8 protein-coding genes are annotated in these 10,810 nt (G+C 51.9%); 7 read left to right on the forward strand and 1 reads right to left on the reverse strand.

The window, feature by feature from the left end; translation table 11 throughout:
- Nucleotides 1-9 precede the first annotated feature (9 nt).
- Nucleotides 10-1,800: a cache domain-containing sensor histidine kinase gene (locus ACFQ0N_RS35325; protein ID WP_379334821.1), complete on the forward strand. Its 1,791-nt coding sequence runs from the start codon at nt 10-12 to the stop codon at nt 1,798-1,800.
- 404 nt (nt 1,801-2,204) lie between these two features.
- Here ACFQ0N_RS35325 and ACFQ0N_RS35330 read toward each other — a convergent pair whose 3' ends face one another.
- Nucleotides 2,205-3,233 (reverse strand): LacI family DNA-binding transcriptional regulator, encoded by a 1,029-nt coding sequence (locus ACFQ0N_RS35330; RefSeq protein ID WP_379334822.1) that lies wholly within the window; start codon nt 3,231-3,233, stop codon nt 2,205-2,207.
- 235 nt (nt 3,234-3,468) lie between these two features.
- On the opposite strand from ACFQ0N_RS35330, the gene ACFQ0N_RS35335 reads away from it, so the two are divergent.
- The 6 genes from ACFQ0N_RS35335 to ACFQ0N_RS35360 all read left to right on the forward strand — a co-directional run bounded on the left by ACFQ0N_RS35335 (nt 3,469) and on the right by ACFQ0N_RS35360 (nt 10,523).
- On the forward strand, nt 3,469-4,767 hold the full coding sequence (locus ACFQ0N_RS35335) for an ABC transporter substrate-binding protein (protein ID WP_379334823.1): 1,299 nt from the start codon (nt 3,469-3,471) through the stop codon (nt 4,765-4,767).
- A 17-nt stretch (nt 4,768-4,784) separates the two neighbouring features.
- The gene (locus ACFQ0N_RS35340; RefSeq protein WP_379334824.1) at nt 4,785-5,720 is read left to right on the forward strand and encodes a carbohydrate ABC transporter permease; all 936 of its coding nucleotides are present in this window, start codon (nt 4,785-4,787) and stop codon (nt 5,718-5,720) included.
- 19 nt (nt 5,721-5,739) lie between these two features.
- A complete protein-coding gene (locus tag ACFQ0N_RS35345; protein ID WP_379334825.1) occupies nt 5,740-6,564 on the forward strand; it encodes a carbohydrate ABC transporter permease in 825 nt (274 codons plus the stop codon).
- 29 nt (nt 6,565-6,593) lie between these two features.
- Complete coding sequence (gene melA, locus ACFQ0N_RS35350; RefSeq protein ID WP_379334826.1) at nt 6,594-7,895, forward strand: alpha-galactosidase; 1,302 nt, start codon at nt 6,594-6,596, stop codon at nt 7,893-7,895.
- A gap of 25 nt (nt 7,896-7,920) precedes the next feature.
- On the forward strand, nt 7,921-8,865 hold the full coding sequence (locus ACFQ0N_RS35355; protein ID WP_379334827.1) for a carbohydrate kinase family protein: 945 nt from the start codon (nt 7,921-7,923) through the stop codon (nt 8,863-8,865).
- A gap of 65 nt (nt 8,866-8,930) precedes the next feature.
- Nucleotides 8,931-10,523, forward strand: a complete 1,593-nt coding sequence (locus tag ACFQ0N_RS35360) for a choice-of-anchor Q domain-containing protein (protein WP_379334850.1) — start codon at nt 8,931-8,933, stop codon at nt 10,521-10,523.
- Nucleotides 10,524-10,810: the final 287 nt, after the last annotated feature.

Below are 10,810 nucleotides of genomic sequence, written 5' to 3' on the forward strand. Positions count from 1 at the left end.
GTGGCAGCAATGAAGTTGATCCGGACAAACCGAACCAAACACCGGTACATCCCGATCGGATACAAGTTAATGTTATCCTACATGATTTTTATCATTATTCTTGTGTCCGTGAACGGTTATGTAACGCAATCCATGTATGATACTTCGATGCGCAAGCAGACGCGGACAAATCTTCAAGGCACCTTGCTGCAAATCAGGGACAATGTAGCGTACAAGACGGACGATATGACCCGGATTTCATCTTTGCTGTATGATGATTATAATCTGGTGCAGAGCTTGCGTACGGATGAAACCGGCAAAGACAATTATTATCGGATGATTCAGACGATCATCCCCAAAATCGAAAGCACATCGAGGTCGATCGGCTTCAGCCAGCGGTTGTCCGTCTATTTCCATAATGATTCGGTGAATGAAATTTACCAATTCCGGGTCGAAGGAGGAGATACGGGGCTGATCGAGCAAACCTACGATATTTATCATATGAACCGTATCATCGACCAGGAATGGTATAAGGAATTGCCGGAAGAGCAGTATAGTTTGACGATGCAATGGAAGCAGGTAGAGCTTGATGCCGAGGAAAACCGCATCTCCCTTATCCGCAGAATCGTCGATACGAATAACCCGCTTAAGCTTGAAGAAATCGGCATTATGAGATTGAGCGTCCGTCTGACCGATTTGTTCGATAGTGTGGATTATGCCAAATTGGGCGAGGGAAGCATGCTGACCGTCAAGGATCAAGAGGGACGCATTCTTTATTCAACGGGCAGCCTGGCTGCCGGCGGCAGTGAACGGGGCAATCCGGAAAACAAGTATATGACGATTGAGGAGACGATGGCAAAACAGGGCTGGACGATTGCCGCCCAAGTTCCCATGACGATCATTGATCAGGAGGCCAAAAAGGTCCGCACCTTTATTATTGGCATATGCGTGCTCTGTTTTATTTTGTTTGCATTTGCCAGCATTTTTATTTCCCGCTACTTTTCGATTCGGATTACGAAGTTTGTATCGGTGCTGAACGCGTTCCGCGAAGGAGACTTGCACAAAAGAATCGCCTACCGGGGCAAGGATGAATTTTCGCAGATTGCTACAGCGCTGAACGGCATGGGGGAAGATGTCGAGGCATTGATCAATAAAGTTTATTTGACCCAGCTGCAAAAAAAAGAAGCCGAGCTGGAGATGCTGCAAGCGCAAATCAATCCTCATTTTTTGTATAATACATTATCATCGATTAATCAGCTGGCCAAGTTCGGAGAGAATGAAAAGCTGCAAAAAATGGTGGTGGAGCTGGCGAAGTTCTATCGGCTGACCTTGAGCTCGGGCCGTACATTAATTCCGATTTCGGCAGAAATCGAGCATTCGAATGCCTATTTGGACATTCAAAAGGTAAAATATGGCAGGCGGCTGGAGGTTATATTTGATATTGATGTCAATGTTTGGCCTTACGAGACGAGCAAGCTTATTTTGCAGCCTTTTATCGAAAATGTCCTCAAGCATGCCTGGTCCGGCGACCGCATCCATATACGCATTGCCGCCCGCAAGCGAGGCGATGAGATTTGGTTTCAGATCATCGATGACGGCATGGGCATGCGGCCGGAGCGGATCAAGGAAATTTTGAATCCGTCAAGCGAGAACGAAACCGGATACGGCATCCGCAATATCGATCAGCGGATCAAGCTGCAGTATGGTCATCTGTATGGCGTTTCCATCTGCAGCCGCCCAGGAATTGGCACATCTGTGCAGATCCGCATTCCGGCCAAAGAACGCAAGCGGCCGCTCCGCCTGGCCGGTCCCGATTTTTAGGGACACGATGACGTATGTTGTCGACCGATCGCCGTCATGCAGCGGACAACTGTGAGGTCAAGCGGACATACGATCCGTAATTTGCTCGAAAACCAGTGAGGGGATGCTTTCGCGGACACACGATCCGTTATTTGCGTATTTTGCCTGGCTTTCGCGCCGTTTTGCGGCAAATAACGGAACCATGGTCCGCGTTCGAGCCGTTTTGGCACATTTGTTCACAGATAACGGATCCATGGTCCGCTACGGCCCGCTTTGCCCGCGCTTACACCCATGCCCGCGTGGCGCCAACAGAAACAATGGCAATTTTCAAGTTTTGGCGTTGGCGTCCGCTGTAAATATAATGAAAGTCCGGCTCCCTCTACTTGCTTTGAAGCGAGGGGCCGGACTTGTTGTCGTTCGGCTGCTTAGTCGGCCTCGGCCGCTCTTGCTGTCGACTGACGGAAAACGGGCTCGAACGGTACGTAAATGCGAATCGGCAGCGGATATGGATCGCGAATACATTGCAGCATCGTCTTGGCAGCAATGACGCCGATTTCGAAAGTCGGGATGCGGATCGTAGACAGCGGCGGGACTGTATAGCGCGAAGGCTCGTTGTCATCGAAGCCAATGACGGCAAAGTCTTGCGGAATGCGGTATCCTTTCTCGGAAATCGCCCTCATGCTCGCCATGGCCATAATGTCGCTGGCTGCAAAGACGGCTGTCGGCAGATTCCCCGCATACTCCTCCAAATAAGCCAGCATCAGCCGGTACGCATTGTCCGGCTCCCAGGCTGCATCCAAGACGCGATTTTCCTGAACGGCCAGCCCCGCTTGTTCCATAGCCAGCTTGTAGCCCCGATAACGCTTCTCTTTCTCGAAGCGCCCCGACAGGCCGGTACCCCCGATAAACATAATGTCCCTGTGGCCTTGCCCGATCATATGGCTGACTGCAATCCGCGCTGCCTCCACGCGATCGTAAGCGATGCAAGGAATATTCGGATCGGAGACGTCAATGCCGACAATCGCCTTCACATGCTTCTTGAAATGCTCATAAATTTTGCTATCGATTCCCTCGATCACGATCAAACCCTCGAGCGGGCTGTCGTGCAGGGCGCTGCGCAGCACCTCGGGCTTTTGCAGTTCCTCCTGCGTATAGGTATAAGCAATTTTATAGCCATGCTTGGACAGCTCTTTCTCAATTCCATCGAAGATGACAGAGAAATAGGGATGGTAATGACGGTTTTGCAAGGTAGACACGACGCAGCCGATCAGCTTGACCGCCTGGGCAGTGTCCGGCTGTAGGGATTTTACCTGATAGCCAAGCTCATGCGCGACATCCCAAATTTTTTGCTTTGTGTCTGTATTCACGAGCCGGTTGGAATCATTGGCCAGCACACGGGAAACGGTGGAGACAGAGACGCCTACCCGCACCGCAATATCTTTTAAAGTCGCCATAGTCAACCGTCCCTTTCTATTACGTTCATACACTAGTTTGCACAATCTCTATGTTAAGCAAAAAAGACAATAAGGTCAACTAATATGTATGCAAATTTTCATGAAAAATGATGAAAAATAATTTATATTTTGCCGCAAATAACTGAAAAATAGTTGTTGACTTTTGCCTAGAAAAAAGTTACATTTCAACGTGTAAGCGGTTTATGTGAGAAGAAACGGTGAGAGGGGTTTTGCAATGAAAAGCGTTCGAAAACCGGCCGTATTTTATGTTGTTCTGGTCCTTGCAATTTTTGCAGTTTTTGCATTAAGCGGCTGTTCCGGCTCCAAAGAGGCAGGGGGCGGCAATGAGGGCGGAAAGGTCAACCTGGTTTTCTGGAGCCATCAGGCGGATGCCTTTATTAAAAGCTACCGTGCCATTATTGATCGTTATGAGAAGGATCATCCCAATGTGAAAATTGAATTTCAAAACTTTCCCTATGACGTTTACAACCAGAAGCTGAAAGCTTCATTCTCCGCGAAAAATCCGCCGGATATTGCCGAGGTTTTCGGCACATGGGTGCCGGAGTATTCGAAGAACGGCTTGCTCGCGGAAGTGCCGGACGGCGCAGCCAAGAAAAACGAATTTTATGAAGCTCCGTTAGGCGGGTATATGCACGATGACAAATTATACGGACTGCCAATGGAATACAATATTGAAAATGGCGGCATGCTCATTCATCCGCAGATGTTCAAGGACAAAGGACTTTCATATCCGCCGGCTACGTGGCCGGAGCTGGTTGAGGCGGCCAAGAAGCTTACGGTGGCGGAAGGCGGCAATCTAAAAGTGAAAGGCTTCGACTTCGTGTCCAGCGACAATATTACGTTTACGTTCCTTTCTTTCATTTTGCAGCAGAAGGGCGAGTATTGGGGGGAGAACGGCCATGTCAACTTCCAGACGCCTGAGGCAATCAAAGCGATGACCGCGCTCAAGGAGCTCATTGTGGGTGACAAAGTCGCCGATTTGACAACATTCGGCGGACAGCTGGACACGTCGGATTACTTCTTCAAGGGCGGGGCAGCGATGACCTACCGCGGCCCGTGGACAATCGCGAGCGGCCTGGACAGCTATAAAGTGAACGACTTTGACTATGTGCCGGTGCCGTCCTTCACCTCCGAACCGCCGGTATTCGCGGCCGAATCCGGCTGGGGGCTGGTCGTTTCGCAAAAAAGCAAGCATGCCAAGGAAGCTTGGGACTTTATCAACTACTTGACCTCGAAGGAGCAACTGCGGCAGTGGAACTTGGATACGTTCACAGTTCCGGCCAAGAAAGAGGTAGCCGAAGATCCTGAATTTGTGAAAGAGAATCCGTATATGAAGACTTCGATCGACATTTTGCAGCATGGCCGATGGATCGGGCCGGTTTGGGACCGCGACTATTTGTTCAAACAAATTAACGACAATTTTCAGCTTATGGTTGCCGGCAAAACGACGGTAGAGGATGGGCTGCGCAAAATCGAAGAAGCTGTCAATGCCAGTCAAGATCAACATAAGTAAACCGGGAGTGTTCGCGCATGGCTACCAGCAGTATTAAAAGGGGGAGAGGGGCCGGGGAGCTGCCTGGCTCCTCCGCCCAAAACCGCAAGCAGCGTCTGTTTGTAACGGCGTCTTTGACGCCCATCCTCATCCTGTTCGCTGTGTTTGCATTTGTGCCGATTTTTTGGAGTCTGATCTTGTCTTTCTATCAATACAGTCCGCTAAGCGACAAGTCGCCGTTCACCGGGCTGGAGAACTACATTCGCTTATTTCGCGATGAGCTGTTCCTGAAGTCGCTTGGCGTTACCTTTAAATTTGTCATCGCCGCTGTCTTGTCGAACATCATCATTACGCTGCTGATTGCGCTGGCCATCAACAGCGTGCGCTACCGGCGGCTGCGCAGCCTGTTCCGGACCGTATTTTTTCTGCCTGCAATTGCGCCGCTTGCCGGAACGGCCGTAGTCTGGAGCACGATGTTCAATTATGACAGCGGGCTGTTCAATATGATTTTGACCAAGCTTCATCTGGAACCGGTTCATTGGCTCGGCGATCCGGCATACGCTCTTGTCTCGGTTATTATGATGACGCTGTGGGCGGATATCGGCTACAATGTCGTCCTGTTCATGGCAGGACTCGATTCGGTGCCGGATATGTATTATGAAGCAGCCAAACTCGAAGGCGCGACTCGGCTGCAAACCTTTTGGCATATTACGCTTCCGCTGCTTAGCAGAACGACGTTATTCGTTTCGGTGACGACGGTTGTATCCTACTTCCAGGCATTCCCGCAATTTCAGATTATGACCAAGGGGGAGCCGTTCAACGAAACGAGAGTGCTGGCGCTACATATTTACGACCAGGCATTCTCGAGTTCCAATATGGGCTATGCTTCTGCGATGGCGGCTGTGCTGCTGCTCATCATCTTGCTGGTTACGCTCATACAGCTGAAGGCGGGCCGCTCCCAATGGGAACATTGAACGGAAGGAATGGATCAAAATGAGCAAGCGCTGGAGTGTGTTCGAAGCTGTCATCATTGCCGTGCTGACGATATGCGCCGTAATCATGCTAATGCCTTATTTGTGGATGGTATTAGCCTCATTCAAGAGTAACCTGGAGATTATTTCATCGACTACGACCTTTTGGCCGCAAAATCCGACATTAGACGGATACAAGGCAGTTTTTGAGGAGGCGCCGTTTTTTACCTGGCTGTTGAACAGCGCCGTGACGTCGGTGCTTATTACAGCAGCGACATTGTTTACGAGCGCTCTGGCCGGCTATGTATTCGCCAAGTTCACTTTTCCCGGCAAACGGCTGTTGTTCGTCCTCGTCCTGGCAACGATGATGATACCGTTTCAGGTTGTCATGATTCCAACTTATTTAATCGTCTCCGAAATGGGACTGATCAACAATTTGGCCGCGATTATACTGCCTAATTTGATCAGCTCTTACGGCGTTTTTTTGGCAAAGCAATTTATCGAGGATATTCCGAAAGATTTGCTGGAAGCTGCCCGGATCGACGGAGCTGGGGAATTGCGCATTATGTGGGGCGTCGTGGCGCCGCTTATTTTGCCGATGCTCTCTGCGCTGGGGATTTTCACTTTCATGGCAGCATGGAACAGCTACTTGTGGCCGCTTATCGTGCTCAACGATATGGACCGGATGACCGTGCCGATGGCGCTTGTCTTTTTCAACGGTGCGCATCAGGTAAACTACAATGTCGTGATGTCTGCGGCAGTGCTCATTACATTGCCCGTTATTGTCGTATTCCTTATTTTCCAGAAGCAGTTCATTAAAGGGCTGACGATGACCGGAATGAAATAACAACTTATTAAGGAATGGAGAACCTGTTTATGACCAAAATTGCCATTATCGGCGCAGGCAGCGCCTTTACCCGGGAAATAATCGTCGACATTTTCAATATTGAAGGATTGGCCGAGGGGACGATCGCCCTAGTAGATATCGATCCGGACCGGCTGGCGATCGCCCGCGATCTGGTTAGCAAAATCATCGAAATGACGGGCAAGCGATGGCAGGTGCTGGCCTCTACCGACCGCCGGGAAGTGATCGCAGGCGCCGACTTCGTCATCAACCAGATTGAGGTCGTCGGTCTGGAAACGGTGCGTTACGAATATGAAATTCCGTTAAAATATGGCGTCAATCAGTGCATCGGCGATACGCTTGGCCCGGGCGGGCTGTTCAAAACGCTGCGGACGCTGCCGAGCTGGATCGAGATTGTCCGCGATGTGGAGGAGCTCTGTCCGGACTGCGTCATTTTGAATTATACGAACCCGATGTCGGCTGTTACACTGCTGACGTCGCGAATTACCGAGCTGCCAGTCGTAGGGCTTTGCCACTCGATTCAAAATACTTCTCGGCAGCTGGCCAAATATGCAGGCGTTCCTTATGAGGAGTTGAAATGGCGGGCAGGCGGTATTAATCATATGTCCTGGTTTGTGGAATTGACGCATCAGGGTCGCGACCTGTATCCAGTGCTTCTGGATAATATCTCCAAATTCGAACTACTGGCCAAAGATCCGGTCCGTTTCGATGCAATGAAATATCTCGGCGCGTTCGTCTCGGAATCCAGCGGCCACTTTTCGGAGTACAATCCGTATTACCGGAAAAGGCAGGTATTGATTGACCGCCATTGCAGTTCAGGGTATAACGGAGCTACCGGTTATTACGCCAACAACTGGCCGACCTGGCGGCGGAACAACGACGAGGAGATCAAGCGACAGCTGTCGGGGGAACGGCCGATTGAACTGGAATCCAGCCATGAATATGCCGCAGTCATTATCGAGGCGATGGTCAAACATGAAGTAAAGACGATCTATGGCAGTGTGCCCAACGGCGGGTTAATTGCCAATTTGCCGCATGACGGGGTGGTCGAGGTCGCTTGCATGATCGACCGCAATGGCATCAACCCGTGCCGTTTCGGCTCCTTGCCGGAGCATTTGGCCGCGATGTGCCGCAGCAATATGGCCTTCTTTGAGCTGGCTGTCTCCGCGGTGCTGAACAATGATAAAGAGATGGCCATGCATGCGCTGATGGTTGATCCGCTTACCGCCGCGGTATGCTCGCTGGCAGAAATTAAGGCGATGTTCGAGGAGCTGTTCGAAGCGGAGCGGCGGTTTATACCGGATATGAAGTGAGGATGCAAGGAGTGGAGCGACAGGGATGAAAGTAGCGGTACTAGGCGAGTTAAATGTAGATATGATTTTGACGGGAACGGATATTATGCCAGAGATGAATCGGGAGAAGCTGCTGGACGGGATGGACATTGTGCTCGGCTCCTCATCGGCGATTACAGCATGCGCCCTGGCGGCGCTTGGAGCGGAGGTGGAATTCGTCAGCCTGGTGGGCGATGACGATTTTGGCCGCTTCTGTCTGCAGGAGCTGAACAGGATGGGGGTCTCGACCCGTCATGTCAGCGTAGATGCCAGCTTGCAGACAGGAGTAACGCTGTCGTTCTCGGCAGCGGGCGACCGCAGTCTGCTCACGTTTCCGGGGACGATTCCGCTGCTCGAACCCCGGCATATTCCGGCATCGCTGCTGGCCGAGACGGACCATGTTCATTTTGGCTCGTATTTTCTGCAAAGCGGCATGCGGGACGAATGGCCGGCCTTGTTCGGCAGGGTGCGAAGCACAGGGAAGACCACGTCCTTCGATACGGGATGGGATGTATCCAATGAGTGGCGGCGCGAAGGAATCGACCGGCTGCTCCCGGTGACGGATCTGTTTATTCCGAGCGAGGAGGAACTGCTGCATCTGTACGGGGCCGATTCGTTGGAAGCAGCCTGGGAAGAGATGCCGGCCGGAGTGGGAGAGGGCGCGGTTGCGGTCAAACGTGGAGCGAGCGGCGCCGTTTTGTATCGCGCCGGCTACCCGCCGGTGGCGGTGCCTGCTTATCCGGTGACCGTCCGGGATACGACGGGCGCGGGCGATTGCTTCAATGCCGGTCTCATATACGGCTATAGAACCGGCCGCCGCGGCGAGGAGCTGCTGCAATTCGCTTGTGCCTGCGGCGCATTGTCGGTGCAGGGCGTCGGTGGTACGGGCTGTTTGCCGACAGTCGCTGCAGCTGAACGATTGATGGGGAGCGAGGCAGGGCAGGAGCTTTGATAACGCGGAGGGAGAGGATGCTGGTGGCGTTAACGACGGCGATTCGCAATTCGGCCTTGAGCAAGATGAAGCTGTATGGCATTGTGCTGACGCTGGCCGTGGGTATGATGCTGGGCGGAGCGGGGGCAGGCGATGCCGCCGTTTCCGCGGCCGCGGCTACAGATGCAGATGGGACGGTGCCGCTGCCGGTTACGGTGAGAGGACCCGGGATTAATTATTATGTGTCCACGACCGGCAGCGACAGCAATTCCGGGACGAGTACTGCCACGCCATGGAAGACGCTGCAGCATGCAGCCGACAGTGTGTCGGCCGGCGATACGGTACATGTGATGGGCGGAATCTACAAGCAAAAGCTGAAAATCAGGCATTCAGGGTCAGCAGAGGCGGGGCCTATCACCTTCCAGAGCTATAACTCGCAAACGGTCGTTCTCGACGGGGCAGGGTTATCCGTAACAGATGACGAGGGTATGATCGAAATTACGGATGCCAGCTATATCGTCGTGCAAGATTTTGAGATTCGCAATTATAAGACAGCGACAAGAGACAAGGTGCCTTCCGGCATTCTCGTGCGCGGCGCAGGCAGCGATATCGTGATCCGCAACAATTATATCCACGGCATCCGTAATACGGCTGCGGTGCGGGCGGACCTGTCGGGACGCAATGCGCACGGCATTGCCGTATACGGGACGAGAGCACCTGATGCGCTGAGCCGAATTTCGATCATCGGTAATACACTCCGTGATTTGATTCTTGGGTCAAGCGAGTCGATGGTGGTCAATGGCAATGTGGACGGATTCACGATAAAAGGGAATACGGTGCATGACAATGACAATATCGGCATCGATGTGATCGGGTTCGAAGGAACGGCACCGGACCCTGCTTACGATCAGGCGCGTAATGGGCTGATTAGCGGAAATCTGGTCTATAATATTACTTCGGTCAATAATCCAGCCTATGGCGATTCGCTTCCCAACGACTCCTACGGCGCAGATGGCATTTATGTCGATGGGGGCAAGGACACGATCATTGAACGCAATTTCAGCTACAACAATGATATTGGCATCGAGATTGCCAGCGAACATAGGGGAAAGGCTACCAGCAATATTATTGTGCGCAGTAATATTGTTGCCGGCAACAACTATACCGGCATCGCGATGGGCGGCTATGACAAAAAACGGGGATCGACCGAGGGCTGTGCGGTAATCGGCAACACCGTGTATATGAATGATACGAAAGGATTGCGCGGCGGCCAACTGTTGCTGCAATACGACACTAAAAACAATGTGATCAAAAACAACATCTTCGTGGCCGGAGTGTCGAAGCTGCTGATTGCCAACCCGTATCAAAAAAATAGCGGCAACCAGGTAAATTATAATCTTTACTTCGCGCCGGGCAGCGCCGGGGGTGCCAAATGGCAGTGGAAAAATGTCAGCTATAGCGGATTCGCCGCTTATAAAGCGGGAGCGGGCCAAGATAACAACGCGATTTTCGCCGATCCGCTGCTTGCCAATCCGGCGGTGGGCAATTATCGTCTGACTCTGCGATCGCCGGCCATTAATGCCGGTACGAACCTGGGCTATAAGATGGGTGAACTGGATTTTAAGGGGAATAACCGCGTAGCGGGCAGTGCTGTCGATATCGGCGCGGATGAATATTAAGTAGAGGGAAGAAACGAACCTGTCAATCCACTTTATGTGGAAGATGGGTTCGTTTTGTCTCTGAACGGCTTATTTTCCGATACGGTCCGCGACCGGCCGCTTTTGCTGTTTTGTTCACAGATAACGGATCCACTGGTCCGCTCCGGCCCGCTTCCGTCCATGAAGAACGAACGCTAACGGAAGTCACGGCCGCTATTTCCGCAAATTTGACCGATCTGAGATTGTAACGGAACTGTGCGCTGCTATTTGATGATGATAACCCCTCTTCATAAGAAATTTATTAAATC

It is taken from the genome of Paenibacillus sp. GCM10027626, assembly GCF_042676285.1.
Classification (GTDB): Bacteria; Bacillota; Bacilli; order Paenibacillales; family Paenibacillaceae; genus Paenibacillus_Z.

Coding starts and splice junctions, on each gene's coding strand:
- ACFQ0N_RS35325 (WP_379334821.1), top strand. CDS start 10: ATGAAGTTGATCCGGACAAACCGAACCAAACACCGGTACATCCCGATC.
- ACFQ0N_RS35330 (WP_379334822.1), bottom strand. CDS start 3,233: ATGGCGACTTTAAAAGATATTGCGGTGCGGGTAGGCGTCTCTGTCTCC.
- ACFQ0N_RS35335 (WP_379334823.1), top strand. CDS start 3,469: ATGAAAAGCGTTCGAAAACCGGCCGTATTTTATGTTGTTCTGGTCCTT.
- ACFQ0N_RS35340 (WP_379334824.1), top strand. CDS start 4,785: ATGGCTACCAGCAGTATTAAAAGGGGGAGAGGGGCCGGGGAGCTGCCT.
- ACFQ0N_RS35345 (WP_379334825.1), top strand. CDS start 5,740: ATGAGCAAGCGCTGGAGTGTGTTCGAAGCTGTCATCATTGCCGTGCTG.
- melA (WP_379334826.1), top strand. CDS start 6,594: ATGACCAAAATTGCCATTATCGGCGCAGGCAGCGCCTTTACCCGGGAA.
- ACFQ0N_RS35355 (WP_379334827.1), top strand. CDS start 7,921: ATGAAAGTAGCGGTACTAGGCGAGTTAAATGTAGATATGATTTTGACG.
- ACFQ0N_RS35360 (WP_379334850.1), top strand. CDS start 8,931: ATGAAGCTGTATGGCATTGTGCTGACGCTGGCCGTGGGTATGATGCTG.